This is a genomic window from Crateriforma conspicua (assembly GCF_007752935.1).
Taxonomy (GTDB): Bacteria; Planctomycetota; Planctomycetia; order Pirellulales; family Pirellulaceae; genus Crateriforma; species Crateriforma conspicua.
Genome location: NZ_CP036319.1, coordinates 3,806,261 through 3,825,962, shown reverse-complemented (window position 1 = coordinate 3,825,962; position 19,702 = coordinate 3,806,261). Strand labels below are relative to the sequence as shown.

General features: G+C 58.0%; 15 protein-coding genes. 12 read left to right on the top strand and 3 right to left on the bottom strand.

Annotation, left to right across the window (positions count from 1 at the left end; all coding sequences use genetic code 11):
• Positions 1-12: 12 nt before the first annotated feature.
• Entirely contained in the window at positions 13-1,974 is a 1,962-nt protein-coding gene (locus Mal65_RS14110) for a hypothetical protein (protein WP_145298719.1), read from the top strand.
• Positions 1,975-2,174: 200 nt separating this feature from the next.
• Here the strand turns inward: Mal65_RS14110 and Mal65_RS14105 are convergent, their stop codons facing one another.
• On the bottom strand, positions 2,175-3,776 hold the full coding sequence (locus Mal65_RS14105; protein ID WP_145298716.1) for an Nramp family divalent metal transporter: 1,602 nt from the start codon (positions 3,774-3,776) through the stop codon (positions 2,175-2,177).
• Positions 3,777-4,049: 273 nt separating this feature from the next.
• Between Mal65_RS14105 and Mal65_RS14100 the strand changes: the two genes are divergently transcribed.
• From Mal65_RS14100 to Mal65_RS14055, 10 genes are all read left to right on the top strand, one after another.
• Positions 4,050-5,033, top strand: a complete 984-nt coding sequence (locus Mal65_RS14100) for an RDD family protein (protein ID WP_145298713.1) — start codon at positions 4,050-4,052, stop codon at positions 5,031-5,033.
• On the top strand, positions 5,030-6,067 hold the full coding sequence (locus Mal65_RS14095; RefSeq protein ID WP_145298711.1) for a stage II sporulation protein M: 1,038 nt from the start codon (positions 5,030-5,032) through the stop codon (positions 6,065-6,067). Before Mal65_RS14100 ends, Mal65_RS14095 begins: the two co-directional genes overlap by 4 nt.
• A gap of 6 nt (positions 6,068-6,073) precedes the next feature.
• Positions 6,074-7,009, top strand: coding sequence for a hypothetical protein (locus Mal65_RS14090; protein WP_145298708.1), 936 nt, complete (start codon positions 6,074-6,076; stop codon positions 7,007-7,009).
• A complete protein-coding gene (locus Mal65_RS14085) occupies positions 7,006-7,791 on the top strand; it encodes a DUF4129 domain-containing protein (RefSeq protein ID WP_145298706.1) in 786 nt (261 codons plus the stop codon). The genes Mal65_RS14090 and Mal65_RS14085 overlap by 4 nt, the downstream gene beginning before the upstream one ends.
• Positions 7,788-9,176 (top strand): DUF4350 domain-containing protein, encoded by a 1,389-nt coding sequence (locus tag Mal65_RS14080; RefSeq protein ID WP_145298703.1) that lies wholly within the window; start codon positions 7,788-7,790, stop codon positions 9,174-9,176. The genes Mal65_RS14085 and Mal65_RS14080 overlap by 4 nt, the downstream gene beginning before the upstream one ends.
• Positions 9,169-10,143 carry an AAA family ATPase gene (locus tag Mal65_RS14075; RefSeq protein ID WP_145298700.1) on the top strand — a complete coding sequence of 325 codons (975 nt, stop codon included), beginning with the start codon at positions 9,169-9,171 and terminating at the stop codon, positions 10,141-10,143. The genes Mal65_RS14080 and Mal65_RS14075 overlap by 8 nt, the downstream gene beginning before the upstream one ends.
• Before the next feature lie 20 nt (positions 10,144-10,163).
• The gene (locus tag Mal65_RS14070) at positions 10,164-11,105 is read left to right on the top strand and encodes a Fe-S oxidoreductase (protein ID WP_145298697.1); all 942 of its coding nucleotides are present in this window, start codon (positions 10,164-10,166) and stop codon (positions 11,103-11,105) included.
• Positions 11,102-12,550: an NAD(P)/FAD-dependent oxidoreductase gene (locus Mal65_RS14065; RefSeq protein WP_145298694.1), complete on the top strand. Its 1,449-nt coding sequence runs from the start codon at positions 11,102-11,104 to the stop codon at positions 12,548-12,550. Before Mal65_RS14070 ends, Mal65_RS14065 begins: the two co-directional genes overlap by 4 nt.
• A gap of 88 nt (positions 12,551-12,638) precedes the next feature.
• Positions 12,639-13,280: a hypothetical protein gene (locus Mal65_RS14060; protein WP_165701271.1), complete on the top strand. Its 642-nt coding sequence runs from the start codon at positions 12,639-12,641 to the stop codon at positions 13,278-13,280.
• Between the two features lie 132 nt (positions 13,281-13,412).
• A complete protein-coding gene (locus tag Mal65_RS14055; protein WP_196784155.1) occupies positions 13,413-14,957 on the top strand; it encodes a sulfatase family protein in 1,545 nt (514 codons plus the stop codon).
• 79 nt (positions 14,958-15,036) lie between these two features.
• Here Mal65_RS14055 and Mal65_RS14050 read toward each other — a convergent pair whose 3' ends face one another.
• On the bottom strand, positions 15,037-17,763 hold the full coding sequence (locus tag Mal65_RS14050) for an FtsK/SpoIIIE family DNA translocase (RefSeq protein WP_145298689.1): 2,727 nt from the start codon (positions 17,761-17,763) through the stop codon (positions 15,037-15,039).
• Positions 17,764-18,036: 273 nt separating this feature from the next.
• Positions 18,037-19,029, bottom strand: coding sequence for a tRNA pseudouridine(55) synthase TruB (gene truB / locus Mal65_RS14045; RefSeq protein ID WP_165701270.1), 993 nt, complete (start codon positions 19,027-19,029; stop codon positions 18,037-18,039).
• A 13-nt stretch (positions 19,030-19,042) separates the two neighbouring features.
• Between truB and Mal65_RS14040 the strand changes: the two genes are divergently transcribed.
• A complete protein-coding gene (locus Mal65_RS14040) occupies positions 19,043-19,573 on the top strand; it encodes an NUDIX hydrolase (RefSeq protein WP_145298683.1) in 531 nt (176 codons plus the stop codon).
• The last annotated feature ends 129 nt before the right edge of the window (positions 19,574-19,702 follow it).

The following is a 19,702-nucleotide window of genomic DNA, read 5'->3' as shown; positions in this document are numbered from 1 at the left end:
GGGTAACCAATCATGGATACAGACGCAATCAAACAGTTTTTCGTCAAGCACGGCGAAAAGGTCGTGTTGGGTGTGGTTGCCGCTTTTTCCGCGGTGCTGATTTATCTGGGAATCGCCCAGGAACCCTACGACGCAAAGACGCCTGACCAACTTCAGACCGAAGCACAACAGGTTCGCACCCAGATCGATGACGATCACACCGCCGCGATTCTGGATGAACGCCAACCGACGTTCGACATCGTCAGCCGGACGGAAAAGGCACAATCGCCGGTCAACGACTTGCCGTACAAGTTGGTCAACACTTGGATCCGAACGGAAGAAGACAGTTCGATTCGTCGCCAGGATCCAAAACTATCGGCGCCCGAAAACTTGATCGCCCAGGGAATGACGTCCATCCTGGCTCGCCGCAGCTTCGAGGCTGAATACTCGATGCTGGAATTGGAACCGGCCGACGAATTGGAAAAGGTCGAAGAGAGGCCGAAACGTCGTCCTCGCGGACGCCGCAACCAAATGATGATGGGCGGCGGCGACGGATACGGCGGTGGCGATGGCTATGGCGGCGGTGACGGCTATGGCGAGGACATGGGCATGATGGATGAATCCATGATGGCCAGTTCATCGTCGGCCAATCGTAAGTTCCCGACCGCGGCGGACTTTGGGATGAAGCCGCAAAACACCACCAGTATCCGAAACGAGTTGACTCAGTATCCCGTCCCGCAAACGACGCGTTACATCTGTGGTACCGGTGCCATGCCACACGAAGCGGTCTATCGGGCGTTCGAAGCGGCGTTGAAGGACGCGACCGGATACGAGCCGCGTCGCGACGTGCCCCAATACATCGATTTTGAAGTCCAACGGGCCGACGTGACCGAAAAGCCCGTCGATCAATTGACCGATGAAGATTGGATTTTGGTGACCAACCGCGAACAGTCGACGATGACCTACGGACAGGTCTGGTCGGGATTCGCGCCGGAAATCGTTCCCGAGGAATTCCGCGACATTGCGTTCACCACGTGGATGCCGCCGGTCTTGCTGGACGACTATTCCAAGTTCGGAATGCACCCCCAAATTCCCCTGGTCGTCGACGACAGCGAGAATGAAAAATCGATCGAGGAACAGATCGCCGAAGAACAAGAAGCTCAGCTGAAGCTGAAGATCGGCGGGGCGGGTGCAGCCGCCGGTTACGACGAAATGTCAATGGAAGACGGCTATTCCGGCAGCTCCTACGGCAGCTTCGGTGTGGTCGAAGAAGATCCGGCCGAATTCAAGCTGGTCCGATTCTTCGATTTCGAAAACGGTCGCAATGAAAACTCACCCAAGCCGGGTCGCAAATACGTTTACCGTGTTCGCATCGGGCTGCAGGATCCGAACTTCCCGATCCGTGCTTCGTTGCAACCCGAATTGAAAACGCTTTCGCCCGACGTCTTTGCACGTGTGTCGGTGTTGCTGGACAAGGCTGAACAAACGGGCGAACGTGTTTCCAAGATCTGGACCGACTGGAGCGAACCCAGCAATCCGGCGATGCTCGCGGATCTGAACAGCATCTACGCGGGTCCGGTTCCGGAAAAGCGGATGCAGAAATTCCAACTCGGCGGCCGGACGGTCAGTGTCGCGCGTGACGCGGCAAAGACCAAGATGGTGATCCGCGGGATCGATCCACGCTACAACGGCTTCATCCCCGTTTGGCAAGACGTCAGCGAAGGCACCGTGGTCGCATTGAAGCAGGAAACCGGCGAAATCGTCGACCCGATCACCGGGGACGTGATGAAGTTGCCCGAAGCGACGATCAACACGCAGACGACCGTGATCGGGATCGATGGCGGTGAAAAGCTGTCGATCGTCGACGACGATGAAATGGTTCGCCCCAGCCAGGTGCTGTACTTCGACGGCGATGGGCAATTGCGTGTCGGTGGCGAAGTCAGCGACCAGGAAGAATATCGCGCCTGGTCCTTCGCCGAAGACCGTGATCTGTAGGCGACAAAACACGTCTCCACCATGCCTCGGCGCCGCCGTGCTCAACCTCAGCGGACGGCGCCAGCCGCGGGTTTGCCCCACCGTGAGCCGACGGCGCTAGCCGCGGGTATGCCCTGGAACGATTCGTGCGGCCCCTGAATGCTGGCGCATCCAGCTACGTGGACTTCAGATAACTGCGGGCCATTGGTCGGCCTGAGACGTCAACCAAAATACGTCTGCAGCGCGGCGACCACCGTCCATGATCCCGTCACCAACATGGCGATCCCGGACGTCCACAACAGGGCATCCCAAACCCGCGACGGTTGCAGTGCCGGGATCGAACGACGGTATCGGAACCACAGTGCTGCGCCGGCCAGCATCGGCAACATGATGCCTTGGGCGATCCCGCTGAGCAGCACCAACTGCGCCGGCGATGGAAACGCGACATAGATCAGCAAAGCAACCAGGGGAAAAACACCGCTGAGCCAGCGGATCCAAACCGCCCGATTCTCTTCGCTCGGGTCGATGAACCCCATCACCCGCAACGCATCGGAAAACACGCGTGCGTGGCTGGCGCAGGCGACAAAGTACGTCGAGTACAACACCGCGATCGCACCGAACAAAAACAACGCGGCGGCCCAATCGGAAAAGACCGGGACGAACATCACGGCCAGCGTACGGACCATGTCCGATTTTTCGGGGTTCAGTCCCACGCGATGCAAGACCGCCGCGCCCAGTAGGTAAAACGCGATGGTCGCAAAGGTGTAAACGATCATCGCGCCCCAGGCGTCCGCCTTCATCACGCCCAGCCACCCCCGAGCCCGGTCCAGCCATGCGTCGCTGTCGTCACGAGGGCCGGTGAATTTGGCGTAACCCTTTTCCATACACCAATACGGGTACATCACCAATTCGGCGGCCCCGACGCCGATGATTCCAAACGTCGCCAAGGCCGTGTGGATGGGTGACGATGATCCGTCGGACGTGTCAGGAAATCCAAACTTCAGACCGCTGACAAACTCCGTCCACCGCACGCGATAATCGGGTTGGTCCTGCAGCAGGAACAGATTCACAACGATCAACAGGGTGAACGATCCCACCAGAACGGTGCAGAACGTCTGAATCAGACCATAGCGACCAAAAAACAGCACCACACTGGTCACGATCGCGATCATCACTCCCCAAGCGGTCACGTCGATCGGCTGTGATTGGGCGCCGAACTGTTCTTCATAGGCCTCTCGCGTTTGCCGAGCCTGGGCGCGCAGCGGTGTCAATTCGCTTTCGGGCGTGCTGTGGATCTCGTCGCTGCGTTCGGCAAACTCCACAAATTTCAATTCGTGTTCGGCGCCGGCGGCCTCGTTGTACAAACGTCCTTGCTCGGTGAGCGGAAAACTGATCGAAAGCGCTTGGCCGACCCCGCCGACGATGCCGCCTTGTTGGCTGATGCTGGCCACCCACATCACCATCCAGTACCAGACCAACCAATTGCCGCGTCCGGAAATTCGCGGCCCGGGCACTTCGCTGAGCGCCCGCAGCGTCGTTTTGCCTTGGACCATCGTGTAGCGGCCCAATTCGATTTGCGTGAAGACTTTGATCACGCATCCCAGCAGAATCAGCCACAGAAAACTGAATCCCGCTTCGGCCCCCGTTTTCGTAGTCGCGATCAATTCGCCGCTGCCGACGATCGAACCGGCAACGATCAATCCGGGCCCCGCTGAACGCATCACTCCGGCGAACGATCGGGGCGGTTGCCGGACGTCGGCGTCGATCGATGCCGTTGCATCGATTGGCGACGTCACGGGGGCATCAGACGGGTCCTTGGGCATCTGGTTTCCTGTCGAATCAGGCGGGAAGGGAACGCCGAATGATCCGACGGTCGGATCGCGGGAGCGTCGATGAAAAGGTTGGGGTCGCCACTGCGGTGATGAACCACCGGTGGGAATCGAGACAGTCTAGGCGATCACCCCAACACAGTGGGCTTGGTCGTGGCGCTACGGATCGATGATCCTTGACGTCACCCCGATGCATCGGTGTCATGCTGCGACGCCGGTTCGTATACTGAGGTTCGTCCATCCGTTCCCGTCCACGCGAAGTTGCCGATGCCCGCTGCCGCGGCTTTAGACACCACGATTGCGGTCGTCACGCCGGAGAACATCGCGTTCGAATATCAGTTGGCGGGGCCGTTCCGACGGTTGCCTGCCTATCTGATCGATGTCATCGCGCGGTGGATCATCATGGCAGCGGTGATCCTGGGCATGTGGATCGTCGGTGGGATGATTCGCATGTCCGCGTTGCAGGCGTACATGCTGGCGGCAACGTTTCTGTTGTACTTCGTGTTCACGAATTTCTACGGAACGTTGATGGAGAGCTATTTCAATGGCAAAACCATCGGCAAATGGGCGTGCGGCATCCGCGTGGTCGGAACCGACGGTGGGCCGATCGACTTTCGCCAAGCGTTGCTTCGCAATCTGATTCGTATTGCGGATTTGGCACCCTATGTGGTTTTGAACGACGTCAACGAAGAAATCCCGCCCATCTTTTTTTTGCCCGTCGGAGTCGTCGGTCTGGTCACGATGTTGTGCACCCGTCGCATGCAGCGGTTGGGCGACCTGGCATGCGGCACGATGGTGATCGTCGACGAACGAAACTGGGAACTGCCGGTCAGCAAGATCGAAGACCCTCGCGTCGCGGCGCTGGCGTCGTACTTGCCGGCGGATTATCGGTTCAGTCGCAGCATGTCGCGGACGCTGGCCGTGTACGTGGAACGCCGCCAATACCTGACCCCTGCACGGCGACGCGAAATCGCTCGAAAACTAACGACGCCATTGATGGACCAGTTTGATTTTCGACCCGACATCGATCCTGATCTTTTGATGCTGGCGTTGTACCATCGAAACTTTCTTTGGAACGAAGGCGATGATTCGGCGGATCTGTCGGCGTTGAACGGATTCAGTCCCCTGGCGAAGGATCAATCGGCCGAAGAGCCACCGGTTGCGGCCACCGTGTCGGATTCGGTGACGCCCGTATCGGCCCCTTCGCCAACTGTGGCCACACAGGATGCTGCATCGGAGCCGGCTGGATGAACGTTGCAAAGATTCTGGAACAGCGCCGGATCCAATGGCAAGAACTGGAACAACTGTGTGACGCGATGGAAATGCGTGGTCGCACCGGACGGACCAGCAAAGCCCAGCATCAGGGGGCGGCCGGCGTATCGCGTTTTGCCACGCTGTACCGTGCGGCTTGCGCCGACTTGGCATTGGCCGACAGCTATCACTTGCCCCCGGGAACGGTGGCTTACCTGCACCGTTTGGTGGCGCGTGCCCACAGCCAACTGTACCGATCCAATCGGTTTGATCCGTCGGTTTGGTTTGACATTCTGTTTTACCAAGCGCCCCAGCAGATCTTTGCCGACCCCTGTGTGCGTGTCGCAACGCTGTTGTTTTTCGGGTTGTTCACCTTGTCGATGGTGTTGGGTGCCAATGATGACTGGTTTCCCGGGTTTGCCGACGCCGTGGTCGGCAACCAGCAACTGGAAGCCATGGAACAGATGTATGACCAACCGCTGTTTTCGGTCGACAACCAAACATCGTCACTGGATCACTACATCAGCATGTCGGGGTTTTACATCATGCATAACACCGGCATCGGATTGCGGTGTTTTGCCTGGGGAATTTTGATCATTCCCTGCTTGTTCACGCTGGCACAAAACGCGGTGATCCTGGGTGCATCGTTCGGCTACATGGCACGCGATGGTGTGGGCGGCAGTGACAACTTTTTTCACTTTGTTACCGCCCACGGTCCCTTTGAATTGACGGCAATCGCGTTGGCGGCCGCGGCCGGCTTGCGGATCGGCGTCGGCTGGTTTTCCACCGGCGGTTTGACGCGTTTGGATTCGATCAAGCGATCGGCCACCCGTTCGGTTCCGATCATCACCGCATCGGTCACCTTGTTTGTGTTGGCGGCTTTCACCGAAGGTTTCATTTCCCCCAGCCCCCTGCCCTACCTGTTCAAGGCCGGCTGGGCGATCGCGTCGTCGGCGCTGATCAGTTTTTACTTCGTGGTGCTGGGATTCCCACGCGCCGCCGCGGACCAGACTTTGGCCAGTGAACAGGATTAGCGGCCGATGGAACTGGACCAAACACATGTCGTGATACGCAAGCGATTGCAAACGGAAATCGCCGACTTGGCATTGGTGATGTTGCGTCGGTATCCGTCGGCCCTGTTGGTCGGTTTTTCGCTGGGCGCATTGCCGTGGATCATCGCCAACGGATTGCTGCTGTACTGGATCCCGTGGCAGGAAGCCCAATACACCTTCGCCGACCAAGATGCCGCGGGGGAAATGTGGCGCTACGTTGCTTGGATGACGCTGTTGGTCGTCGCAGAGGTTCCGGCGGCGGGCGTTTGGACGACTTTTTATCTGGGCCAAGCGGTCTTTGAAAAACAGCCGACGTGGCAAAACGTGCGTCGTGAAATCAACCGAAACTTTCTCCGTTGGTTTTTGTCATTGGGCGTCGTCCGTCTGCCCTTGCCGATCATGATCGTTTGCCTGTTTCGGATCGGACAAGCGGCCGACCCGTCGGTCGATCTGCTGTTGTATCTGGGGATTTGGTTGGTGCTGTTGGCGTTCCGTTCGGCACGACCCTTTTTGCCGGAGATCCTGTTGTTGGAACAATGCCCACGACGTTCGAAGGATCCGAATGTGGTGACCCTTTCACGACGGATGACCGCGTTGCATCGACCGATGGCGGGCGAATTGACCGCTCGCATGTTGACGGTGGGGGTGGGGGCCGGCGTCGCGGCGGTTGCGTTTTATTTTTCGCTGACCACGGCCCGAGGACTTTTGTTCGGACGCTGGCAACACGACGAATTCGCCTTGATGGTCTTGTTCCCGCTCTCGTTATGGTTGGTCGGCGGATGGAGCGTCTTCTTCCGGTTGCTGAACTATTTGGACACGCGGATTCGATTGGAAGGCTGGGAAGTCGAACTGTCGGTTCGCGCCGAACGGCTGCGCCAATTCGGTGACGACGCGCCGGTGATTTCAACGGGGGCGACGCGATGAAACCTTGGCTTGTGATCCTGGCCCTGCTTTGGGGAATCGGCATGGCACAGGGAACCGCGACGGTTTGGGGTCCCGCGGTCGCCGTGGCCGATGATCCACTGCTGCGTGACACCGCTTGGTTTGACGCGGAAACGCAAACGTTGCGTCCGGTCGACGTCGAAAGCGATGATCAAGACACGGTCAATCGGAACAGTCGTTGGTTGCCAGACGCACAAAAAATCAAGCAAGCGTCATCGACCACGCCGACCACCACCACCGGAAACGGGACAGCGTCGCAGGTCGTCGGTTGGGTGCTGATCACGGTGTTCTTCGTTCTTGTGATCCTTGCGGTGTTGTACGCACTGAAAAACAGTGAAGCCCGATGGGCGGTCGGCAACCAATCGAAGCAACCCCGGTTGCATGATGATTTTGTCCAGCAACGGATCAAGGAATTGCCGGCCGAACTGCAGCATGCGGGATCCGATCCGTTAACCGCGGCGGACCGTTTCCGCTTGGCAGGTCAGTACGATCGCGCGATCGTCATGCTGTACGGTCATCAATTGTTGTTTCTGGATCGCCACGGATTGTTGCGACTCAGTCGTGGCAAAACGAACAAGCGGTATGTGCGTGAAGCCGCGGCGCATTCCCCGGAAGTGTCCGATTCGTTGCGACGGACGGTGGAGGCGTTCGAACGGTCCTACTTCGGCCGCCATTCGATTCGGCGTGATGAGTTCGAGACGCTGTGGGCGGACAATCAAACTTTGGAACAGTCGGTGAACCAAATGGGGGCTTCGGCGGCATGAGCGCGACGAAAACAAATCGTTCCGCACCGAGTCGATCGCAGACGCGTTGGTCTTGGGCGATTGCCGCGCTGTTGGTGCTGTCGACCGGTTGTGACTACTTCGACACGACGTATGGACCGGTCAAAGGATATTCCGGCGGCAACAGCATCAATGGTTTTGGCGGCTTTCGCAGCGCCATCGAGTCCAAGGGCGTCTCGGCTCGCAAAGTTTATCGCTTGAGCCAACGCACCGGCGAAAATGATGTGCTGGTGTGGATTCCACAAACGATGTCTCAAATCCCCTCCGATGCAACGACCTGGTTCAATCGGTGGTTGCGCAAAGGAAATCACACGCTGGTGTATGTCATCCCCGACAGCGGCAGCGAAGTGGAATACTGGCAACAGACGCGTCGGTTATGCGCCCCGGCGGACCGCTTGACCTATCGACGCGAATTGGCCAAGGCGACCAATCGACGATTGGAATGGCGCCTGAACCGGCGTGATTTGCCATCCAACGGCTGGTTCCAAACGTTTGCACTGGAAAGTCATCTGCCGTGTCGTGAATTGACCGGGCCATGGTCCGCGGATTTGACAATGCAATCCGCGGGCGATTCCGATTCGAAACGAATCGATGCCACGGAAGGCGCCAGCCTGGGTGTTGAATTTCGTCTGGATGCTTTCGACGCCGAAGTGCATGACAAGATCCGCAAGAACGTCGACACCGACATCGGGGCAACCGGACCGTCCAGCCAGTATTGGACGACAGCATACGACCCCGGCGAAATCGATTCGGACACATCGTTTGAACCGCTGCTTCAGAATCAAGACGGCGTCCCTTTGGTCGGCCTGGTACAAAAAAGAGCCTGGGCGGATTCGAAGATCATCGTGGTCGCCGGCGGTTCACTGCTGACCAACTTTGCAATGACTTCGGAATCGAACCGCCAGTTGGCGTACAAAATCGTCGACGAGGCGTTGGCGTCGATCGATTCCGATGGTGATGCCGCACCTGGACGCGTCGGAATGCTGGTCAGCGAGACCTCGGACGTCATTGTCAGTGAATCATCCGACGGGCCGCCGGTGATCGCGGGGATGCAATTGTTGTCGACGTGGCCGCTGAGTCTGATCACGATCCACGCGACCCTGTTGGGCGTCATCGCTTGTCTGGCGTTGCTGCCGATCTTTGGACGCCCGAGACGAATGCCACAGAAACCGATGACCGATTTTGGCGACCATTTGGATGCGGTCAGTGCCCTGATGACCAAGACGGCGCAAGACGGTTATGCTTTGGACCGATTGGCCGAATATCAGCGTACCGTTCATGGCGAAACGAGCTTGGGGGAAGCCAAGCTTGCGCAAGCGGGGCCGGTCGAACAAGCGAACCAGAACAACAAGAAACAGCATGTCTGAATCGGATCCACGGTTTATCCAAATCAAAGATCTGTACGAGCGGATCACTCGCGAAGTCAGCAAACTGTACGTGGGCCAAGATGAATTGGTCCTGGGGACACTGACCGCGTTGTTTTCGGGCGGCCACGTCTTGATCGAATCGGTTCCCGGTTTGGGCAAAACGTTGTTCGTGCGAACCTTGGGCCGTATTTTGGGATGCGATTTTGGGCGTGTGCAGTTCACCGCCGACCTGATGCCGTCGGACATCACCGGCGCGCCGGTGTTCGACATGCAGAACAACGAATTCCGATTTCGCCCCGGGCCGATTTTCACACAGCTGTTGCTGGCCGATGAAATCAACCGGTCGCCTGCCAAGACACACGCGGCGCTTTTGGAAATCATGCAGGAATACCGCGTCACCGTGGACGGGACCAGCCACGTGGTGCCCCGGCCGTTCTTGGTTTTGGCGACGCAGAACCCGTTGGAAAGCGAAGGGACGTATAACCTGCCCGAGGCCCAGTTGGATCGTTTCATGTTCAAGTTGCGGGTGAATTATCCGTCGGCCGCCGAAGAAGCTGACATCTTGCGAATGCACAGTCGGCAAATCGATCTGAACCAACGCTTGGAGCAAGAAATCGAGGTTGTCACCAACCCGGGCGAGGTCCAACAGACGATCCAGCTGTGCGGACAAGTGCGTGTGGAAGACAAACTGGTCGACTACATCAATGAATTGGTCCGTGCCACACGGTCTTGGCCCGCATTCCATATTGGTGCATCGCCGCGTGCGGGACTTTCGCTGATGCAGGCGGCTCGCACCTTGGCCGCGTTGGCGGGCCGTGACTTTGCGGTGCCCGATGATGTCGCCGAGGTCATTCTTCCCACGCTTCGTCACCGTGTTCAGCTGACCGCGGAAGCCGAGATCGAAGGACGAACGACCGACGAAGAATTGCAGGCGATGACCCGTGGGATCGAAGTCCCCCGAGACTGACTCGCGGCCAGGGGATAGCGATGCACCGAAAGGAAACGATCGGTCCGTTGATTCAGCGTAATCCGCTGTCGGCCGATTCAGCGTATCAAGCATTCTGGGAACGCGAGGCGGCCGGTTGCGGAAAATCCGCCGACGTGTTGACCATCATGTTGGCGGTTTCGGCCTGCCCGATACGCTGCACCATGTGTGATCTTTGGCGAAACACACTGGTTACGAAAACACCGCCTGGTGCGGTCCCACATCAAATCCGGCGTGCAATCGAACAGTTGCATGGGGATGCACCGAAGTCCTCGCGTGGCGGTTCGGAAAATCGTCCACGTTGGATCAAACTGTATAACAGTGGCTGTTTTTTCGATCATTCCAGCATTCCACCGGATGACTATGAATCGATCGGTCGCCTGGTCAGCGGGTTCGATCGCGTCATCGTGGAAAACCATCCGCGATTCGATCAAGGACGGCTGCAGAATTTCGCACGACACATCGACGGGCAACTGGAGATCGCTGTCGGATTGGAAACGGTCCAGCCGCGATGGTTGAACCGCATGAAGAAGCGGATGACGCGGGACACGTTCGATGATTACGCGATGCGTTTACGATCCAACGACGTTGACCTGCGTGTCTTCTTGATTTGGGGCGTGCCCGGCGCGTCGCACGTGGAGGCGTCAAGGTGGACGATCATGTCGGCGCTCCATGCATCGCGAATGGGCGCAAGGCACATCAGCATTGTTCCGGCGCGACGTGGGAATGGATGGGGCGAATTCAAGCAACCGATTCCCGACTCGAATCCGATGGACTTGGCCCTTCTGCAACAACAACTGATCCGAAAAATCGGTCACCAAACCGTGGTGACGGTCGACTTGTGGGACATGGATCGCGATCAGCCTGCGGACGTGCGCGAAGCCTTGGAACAGATCGGTGAATTGAATCAACATCAAGATATAGCGATGTATCAGAAGCCATGAACGCCGCCTATGACGTTGCCATCGTTGGCTCGGGATTCTCCGGCAGTTTGCTGGCCACGATACTGGCGGATCGCGGACGCCGGGTCGCGTTGATTGATCGCCAAAAACATCCGCGTTTTGCCGTTGGTGAGTCATCGACGCCGCTGGCCGATGCGATTCTGCGGCACTTGGGTGAACAGTATGGTCGACCGGATTGGGTGAATCTGTCGGCCTATGGTTCGTGGAAAGACACGATGCCCGCGGTGTCGTGCGGATTAAAACGCGGGTTCAGTTACTATCGGCATCATCGACAACAACCCTACCGTGACGGCCAGGGGCATGATTCATCCTTGTTAGTGGCCGCCAGCCGAAGTGACGAAGCCGGCGACACGCACTGGTACCGGCCGGACGTCGATCACTACTTCCATCAGCAAGCGATCAAAGCCGGCGTGGCGGACCTGACCGGTTGGCAGCTCACGGGGCTAGATACCGCGTCGCCGCATCAGATTCGGCTTCATGATGTTCGGCATGACCATCAACAATCGATCACAGCAGACTGGTTGATCGATGCCAGCGGTCCGGCGGCGGCTGTTGCACGATTGTTAGATCGTCGACCGCTCGCCCAGCCGATCAGGACACGCACCAGTTCGACATGGATGCACGTCAAGGGATTGCCTGCTTGGTCCGACTGGCTGTGCCGTCATGACATCGGGTGTGACGACGATCCGTTTGATGCCGATGCCGCTGCGGTCCACCATGTTTTGGATCAAGGTTGGATTTGGTGCCTGCGGTTTGACAACGGGATCACGTCGGTCGGCTGGACATCGCCGGGGGAAACGTTGCACGGTTCCTTGCGATCGACCATCGACGACTATCCCAGCTTGAACGAGCTGTTCTCCGGTGCAACCCGGCGTACCGAAATCTACCAGGCGGAATCGTTTCAACGGAGGTTTGATCCTGTTCTGGGGCCGCGATGTTTGATGACACCCACGGCGGCGTTCACGTTGGATCCATTGCACAGCACGGGCATCGCAGTCGGTTTGGCCGGGGTGGCTCGGTTGGCTGATTTGATCCTGAACCAAGGCGACCAACCGTCGGCGCTCGACCAGTACCGGCGGTTGATTCAAACCGAGTTTCTGTGGTTGGACGACTTTGTCGGTACGGCCTATTCAGTGATGCCCGACTTTTCGCGTTTCTCCGCCGCTTGTCAGTGGTTCATGTTGGCCGCAATTGCCTGTGAAGAACAGATTCAGCGAAGCGGATTTGATTGTCACCGGTGCCTGTACAGTGCTGACAACACGGCGATGCGGGATGTGATGCGTGGCGGCAATCGTGACTTGCGTGGGCCGCTGATGACCGCGAAAGTCACTGAATTGCTGCGTCGGTCTGCTTTGCCCTTCAACACCGCTGGTCTTTTTGATCCCGACGTGGCCAATCGGTTTGCCTACACCGCAACGAAATCTTAGGCACGGTGATCGTTCAGCGGATACGATGGCTTTCGTTGAAACAATTTCGCTGGGGCAACACGTCGACTATCAAGTGGATTGCATTGCAATGGGTTGTAGATTTTGTGTCGCCGCATGTGGGCTTGCCATCATCGCTTTCTTGACATCCACGGCGATTGCGGTGGATCCCGTTTTCTCTGGGCCGCAGGCGGGTGAAGCGTTGCCAGGGTTTGAGGTCAAGGTGGTCGCGGGACCGCACCAAGGTGAAACCGTGGACCCGATCAAGCTGGCCGAGGGTGGCCCCGTGATGCTGAGTTTTCTGCATAAGAAGACTCGGCCCGCCTTTGGCATGTTGCGAACGCTGTCGAAGTATGCCGTGACTCGCAAAGATCGGGGGCTGACCACCATGATCGTCTTTTTAGCCGATGATCGGTCGGATGCGGAGCGTTGGTTGGGCCAGGTGCGTCGCTATTTCGCCGACGATGTGATGTTGGCGGTTTCTAACGACGGGGCTGACGGCCCGGGCAACTACGGTCTGAATCGGTTGGTCCAGACCACGGTCTTGGTCGGCGATGATGGCAAGACGGTGGCGAATTTTGCCATCACAGATCCACAGCTTCAGGCCGACGGGCCGGGAATCTTGAAAGCGATCGTCGGCGTCACCGGTGGAGGTGATGTTCCCGACGTGAAATCGCTGCAAGATGCAGGCATGCAGATGCGTCGTCGCGCGCCACGGGATACGAATCCATAGGCAGAAGTCGCCCTGTACGGAATCCCTGTGTTCTAGCGCTGGTACGATTCATTTCCCGCCACTGGCATTTCCCCATTCCGATCGACTGTTGGTCTATCTGTCTTCCATCTATTTTTTCGAACTGAATTGATCGTGCATCGTCTCCTCTATCAACTCAACTTGTTCTTGACTCTCGGTTTTTGCCTGGTTGCCACGCAAGCGGTGAGCGCCAGCGACGCACCCAACGTCATTTTTGTGATGGCGGACGATTTGGGGATCGGTGATCTTTCAGCGACGAATCCGGATTGCAAGATCGACACTCCGAACCTGCAAACCATGGCCGATCAGGGAATCACGTTCCTTGACGCGCACTCATCCAGCGCCGTTTGCACGCCGACGCGATATGGCGTGATCACCGGGCGGTACAACTGGCGTTCGCGTTTGGCAAAGGGGGTGTTGAGTGGAACCAGCAAGCACCTGATTCCGGCGGATCGTCCGACCGTGGCGCATCTGCTTCGCAAGGCCGGCTATCACACCCAGATGATTGGCAAGTGGCACCTGGGCTGGGACTGGCAGAAAACGTCCGAAGGCAAAAAGTCTGCGATCGACTTTAGTCAGCCGGTCAAGAACGGTCCGGACATCAATGGCTTTGATGGGTATTACGGCCATTGCGGCTCGCTGGACATGCCACCCTATGTCTGGGTCGACACGGGCAAGTGCACCGCCATCCCCGTCCGCGAAGAAGGCGTGACTCGATCGGAGGATGCTTATGGATGGTATCGAAAAGGACCCATCAGCCCTGATTTCGACGTCCCCCAGGTGTTGCCGCACTTGTTCGATAAAGCCGTCGCCCATATCAACGAACGTGCGGCGGATGCGAAAGCGGGAAATCCGTTTTTTCTGTACCTGCCGTTACCAGCACCTCACACACCGATCGTTCCCTTGCCGCCTTTCAAAGGTGCCAGCGGTATCAATCCTTATGCCGATTTTGTGATGCAAGTCGATCATCACATGGGTGACTTGCTAGCGGCGATCAAGAAGGCTGGCATTGATGGCAATACCCTCGTGTTTTTCACCAGCGACAACGGTTGTTCACCGGAAGCGAACTTCGACGTTTTGAAAGAACACGGCCATGACCCGAGCGCCGGATACCGGGGACACAAGGCCGATATCTATGAAGGCGGACATCGGGTGCCGCTGATCGTCCGTTGGCCCAACGGGATTCAACCGGGCCAGACCACCGACGCGACCTGCTGTTTGACCGATCTCTATTCGACGCTTCGTGAACTGACTGAGCAGCCCGCCGAAGACCTTGGCGGCGAAGATTCTTATAGCCTGGTTCCTGTTTTCAACGGCGCCGCATCCACCGGCCGAGAAACGCTGATCAGTCATTCCATCGGCGGATCGTTTTCCATCCGCAAAAGCGATTGGAAACTGTGCTTGTCGGCAGGCAGTGGTGGTTGGAGCGATCCTCGTGAACCCGCGGCGAAGAAGCAGAACCTACCGCCAATGCAGCTATTCAATCTGAAACAGGATCGAAGCGAACAGCACAACCTGATTGACCAGAATCCCGACAAGGTCAAAGAACTTCTGCAGCAGTTGGCAAACGAAGTCCACCAAGGACGCAGCACACCGGGCAATCCCGTCGACAACGATCGACCGATCACGTTTCTGCCCGCCGGCGTGACGATGCCCTGATCGTCATTCGCGCATTGTGCCGACGATCATTGCCGATGGTATCCACTGGTGGCGGTGGGAATCGCTTTCGAAGAAGGACCTACTCGTCGTAGTCGACGTACTCTCCGTCGGCCGCGTGTTCGTAGGCGTCTTCATGGGATTCGTCATCGCCATCGGACTCGGAATCTTCGACTTCGATCCCCTGCATCTGTTGCCACTGTTCAGGCGAAATGATGACTTCGCGTGACTTTTGGCCGTTGTACGCGCTGACGATCCCGTCCTCTTCCATGTAGTCGATCAACCGCGCGGCGCGGCCGTATCCGATCCCCAAGCAGCGTTGGATCAGCGAGATGGAGCCGCGTTGTTCGCGGACCACCACTTCGATCGCGCTTTCGTACAGCTCGTCTTTCTTGCGCAGGTTGTTGACGTCCAGATCGCCACCTTCTTCCCCGTCTTCGGTGACCTTCAGGTTCATCAGTTCGCCGACGAAATTTTGTTCGCCGCGACTACAGTGGGCGCACACATCGTCAATTTCTTTATCCGACAGATACGTGCCCTGACCACGAATCAGCGTGCTGGTTCCGGGCCACAGGAACAGCATGTCACCATTGCCCAACAGCTTGTCCGCACCGTTTTCGTCCAACACGACCCGGCTGTCGGTCTTACTGGCAACCTGGAAGCTTAGCCGAGCCGGCAGGTTACTCTTGATCAAACCGGTGATGACATCGACGGTCGGTTTCTGCGTTGCGAGGATCAAGTGGATACCGACCGCACGGCTCTTCTGTGCCAGTCGAATGATGTGTTGCTCGACGTCTTTGCCGGCCGTCATCATCAAGTCCGCCATTTCGTCGGCGACGATCACGATGAACGGCAATTTGTCAGGAACGTTATCGCCACCGTCCTCTTCTTCGACCTCCAACCGTCGCAGCACTTCTTCGCGGCCCAGGTCGTTAAAGCTGTTGATGTGACGCACACCCACCTTGGCAAGCAAGGAGTAACGTTCTTCCATCTTTTCCACGGCCCAGGCCAGAATCGCTTCGGCCTTTTTCATGTCGGTGATGACCGGGTGCATCAAGTGTGGCAGTTGTCCGTAGCCGCTCAATTCGACCATCTTCGGGTCGATCATCAGCATGCGGACTTCATCCGGGCGACAACACATCAGCACGCTGCTGATGATTGCGTTCAAACAAACCGATTTACCCGTACCGGTCCGACCCGCGATCAACAGGTGAGGCATTTTGGCCAAGTCGACGACCATCGGGTTTCCGCTGACATCTTGTCCTAGGAACACCGGGATGTTCATCTTCGCGGCCTGATCCCCCGATTCTTCGATCACGTCGCGCAGACGCACGACTTGGCGAGTTTCGTTGGGGACTTCGATACCGACAGTGTTTTTGCCGGGAATGGGCGCGACGATTCGAACGCTGGGAACACGCAATGCGATCGCGATGTCATCCGCCAAACCGGTGATCTTGCTCAGCCGTAAGCCGGCTTCCAATTCGATCTCGTATTGGGCAATGACGGGGCCCGTTTCAATTTCCACGACGCGGACGTTCAGATTGAAATTGCGAAACGCTTCTTCCAACAACTGGGCTTTGCGGCGGACTTCGATCAGTTGTTCGTCGTAGCAAACGTCTTCGCTGGGGTTCAGCAATTCCAGTGGCGGCAGGACATAGTCTTCGGAGCCCGCCGGGGCGTCTTCTTCCATCGCGTCGTAAAGTTCGGCGCGATCGTCACGCTTTTCTTTCGCGCGGTTGGGCACCTTGACCTTCGGGGCCGGCGTCGGAGCTTTGACGGCTTCGTGAGGTTCATCCTGACGCAGCGTGACTTGTTCGCCGTCCACATCCAACTCACGAGTGACCGAATCGTCGTCGTCCGCTTCGTCTTCCCAATCCCCTTCGTCGTATTGGTCGGTGTAGTCGTCGTCGGCAACATCCACTGTTTGAACGTCGCTCTGCGATGCGTCTTCGGCTTCGTCGGTGCTGGTCGCGGGGGAGCTCTTGGGTTTCTTGCGGACCTTAATACGGGGCGATCGCGGGGCATCCGGATCGTCAATCACTTGGACGCCCGATTCATCAGTCGATTCGCCGACGTTTTCGTCCGCCAACTGGACGGCGGTTTCGGGATCGGCGAAGGGCTCGTGGACTCGGCGCGGCCGGACAGGCAAGACGCGTGCGGCACCGGCCAGCGTTTTGTTCTTCATCCTTGCAGCGCCGCCGACGACTTTTTGGCCGGCGTACAACAAGGCGTAGTCGGTGGTCATCAAGACGCCGGTGGTCAGCACGGTCAGGGTCAAAATCCATGCACCCGCCGGGGCAAAGTGAGCCAGCAGGTATTCCGACGTCATCGCACCCAAGTAGCCTCCGGCACCAACCACCGGCATTCCATAAAACTGAGCCCCGCTGAGTGCTGCGGCCGCCGTGACGGCCACCAAAACAATGCATCCGCCAAGCGAACGCAGCACCGGCGCGTTCATCCGGCCGCGGATCAGCAGTGCCGTGGCAATACCACCGCCGTAGGCCACTGCCAACGCGGCGCCGATTCCGACCGCATCCATCACCATGGCCGAAAGCAATGCACCCCAGTATCCGCACGCATTGGTGATCGTCGCGTTGCCTGGATATGCCAGGTTGTCGGGCTGATAGATCGCGTCGATCGGCCAGACCGGTGATTCCACAGGGTCGGCCGGGTCACGTGTGACCAACGACACGGTCAAAATCAGTGTCGCAGCGATCAGCCCGATCGCCGACAGATCCCGCTTCATGTCGGGCTGCCGTTTCGGCGCTTCCTCGTTCGGCTTGATGATCTCGACGGTGGCTTCGGACATCCGACTTTCAATCCTTGGCGTTTGACAATCGTGCGTTCGGATTCGGTGACGATTTTCCGACGCGCGGCACACGGTGATGCGTCGTCGCTTGGCTTGTGCGATGACACTTCGGACCTTGTCGTCATAGATCGGAATCGTGGACGCCGGACCGCTACTGGCGTTACGACTGTTGGCACACCCAGAATCGATGCACCTCGGATGATCCGTACAACCGGTACAGTTTGTCGCCGCAGTGATCGAGGGTCGGATCTGTGGCGTCCCGATCCGAAGCGGCTAGAGCGTGAAAAGCCGCTTGTGAAACACCCGCGTGGGCCGCCAATGATCGCTGCGTCGCTGTGCAATCGCGCAAACGTCGCCCGAAGGATCGATCGCGGCCGCATCGCGAATCTCTTTGTCGCCCGCGGCGGTCGTTCGAGTTCGCGAAACGTGAAGTGACAGACCATTGGTGATTCGCCAGGTCTGTTCGTCATCCAGGTGAATTGTGGTCAGATGGGACAAGCCTTCGTTGGCGGGCCGAATCAGTGACATGCACCGGCCTTCACGAATCTGTTGGACGGACATCGCGTCGGCCAATTCGAACTGACCCACGCGAGTCCGTACCAAATGGTGCATCACCGATTCGGTACCGCACTGCCGTGCCAGGTCCATGCCCAACGTCCGAATGTATGTGCCGCTGCCACAGCAAATGTCCAGCCAAACGTTGGGGTACTCGTATCGCTGGATGGTCAATTCGTGAATGTCGACGGCGCGGGCGGGCATCGGCACGTCGACGCCTTTGCGAGCCATTTTGTAGGCACGGCGTCCGTTGATTTTGATCGCCGAATGGCTGGGCGGAACTTGCCGGATGCGGCCGGTCAATTGGCGGGCAGCAGATTGAAGTTCGCCCAGCGTCGGAACGGGAGCGTCGTCGATGATCTGGACTGGTTGCTCCAAATCGCCCGATTCGCTCCGCTGCCCCAGGACGAAATGGGCTTGATACTGTTTGGACGCCAGTTGCAAATAACTGGTCAGCTTGGCGGCCGGGCCGACGCCCATGACCAGCACCCCTTCGGCCAACGGATCAAGCGTGCCGGCGTGTCCGACCTTGGGAGGTTTCAGGCGGGGCGTCGGGGCGTCAGACTGTTCGGGCGAACCGTCAGTGTCGGAAACGACAACGGCCAAACGCTCGCGATACGATTTGCGTATTGCTCCCGTTCCCAGGTTGACCAAGTCACGCGAGGTCATTCCCGGGGGTTTGTGGCAGTTCAGGAAACCAAAGAACTTCATCGCTTCCATATCGATGCAAAAAAAATCCGACGAAAAGCAATTGTTGGCGGGAAACCGTTTTGACGTCCATGCGATGGAGCTTGTCGGCAGCGACGGCAAGACGTACATCCGCGAAGTCGTCCGGCACCCCGGTGCGGTCCTGCTGTTGCCGATTTTGGACAACGGCGACGTGGTCATGATTGAAAACTATCGACCGACGATCGACCAGACGTTGTTGGAATTGCCTGCCGGCACACGCGAACCGGGGGAGCCGCCGGAAATCACCGCCGAGCGTGAATTGGTGGAAGAAACCGGGTACGCCGCGGGCAAACTTCAACACCTGCATACGTACTTTTCCGCACCCGGGATTTGCGACGAACAGATGTTCTTGTACTTGGCGACCGATCTGACTGCGGGCGACGCACAGCGTGAAGCCGTCGAACAAATCGAGAACCGAATCGTGCCGATCGACCAAGCGATGCAGATGATCCGCGACGGACAAATCCTGGATGCCAAGACCATCGTCGGCCTCAGCCTGTACCAAATGATGCCTCCCACCACCTAAAAGGGGACGGGGGTAAATAGCGTCCGGCACGAGATTCGCGAAGTGGATTCACTTTGAAACTGGCCCGCCATTTTTGCAAGCCACTGAAGGAGTGCACTTACGTGGGAAAGCCACCATGGCCCAGATGCA

Coding starts and splice junctions, on each gene's coding strand:
- Mal65_RS14075 (WP_145298700.1), top strand. CDS start 9,169: ATGTCTGAATCGGATCCACGGTTTATCCAAATCAAAGATCTGTACGAG.
- Mal65_RS14105 (WP_145298716.1), bottom strand. CDS start 3,776: ATGCCCAAGGACCCGTCTGATGCCCCCGTGACGTCGCCAATCGATGCA.
- Mal65_RS14080 (WP_145298703.1), top strand. CDS start 7,788: ATGAGCGCGACGAAAACAAATCGTTCCGCACCGAGTCGATCGCAGACG.
- Mal65_RS14050 (WP_145298689.1), bottom strand. CDS start 17,763: ATGTCCGAAGCCACCGTCGAGATCATCAAGCCGAACGAGGAAGCGCCG.
- Mal65_RS14070 (WP_145298697.1), top strand. CDS start 10,164: ATGCACCGAAAGGAAACGATCGGTCCGTTGATTCAGCGTAATCCGCTG.
- Mal65_RS14095 (WP_145298711.1), top strand. CDS start 5,030: ATGAACGTTGCAAAGATTCTGGAACAGCGCCGGATCCAATGGCAAGAA.
- Mal65_RS14040 (WP_145298683.1), top strand. CDS start 19,043: ATGCAAAAAAAATCCGACGAAAAGCAATTGTTGGCGGGAAACCGTTTT.
- Mal65_RS14110 (WP_145298719.1), top strand. CDS start 13: ATGGATACAGACGCAATCAAACAGTTTTTCGTCAAGCACGGCGAAAAG.
- Mal65_RS14065 (WP_145298694.1), top strand. CDS start 11,102: ATGAACGCCGCCTATGACGTTGCCATCGTTGGCTCGGGATTCTCCGGC.
- Mal65_RS14100 (WP_145298713.1), top strand. CDS start 4,050: ATGCCCGCTGCCGCGGCTTTAGACACCACGATTGCGGTCGTCACGCCG.
- Mal65_RS14060 (WP_165701271.1), top strand. CDS start 12,639: ATGGGTTGTAGATTTTGTGTCGCCGCATGTGGGCTTGCCATCATCGCT.
- truB (WP_165701270.1), bottom strand. CDS start 19,029: ATGAAGTTCTTTGGTTTCCTGAACTGCCACAAACCCCCGGGAATGACC.
- Mal65_RS14090 (WP_145298708.1), top strand. CDS start 6,074: ATGGAACTGGACCAAACACATGTCGTGATACGCAAGCGATTGCAAACG.
- Mal65_RS14085 (WP_145298706.1), top strand. CDS start 7,006: ATGAAACCTTGGCTTGTGATCCTGGCCCTGCTTTGGGGAATCGGCATG.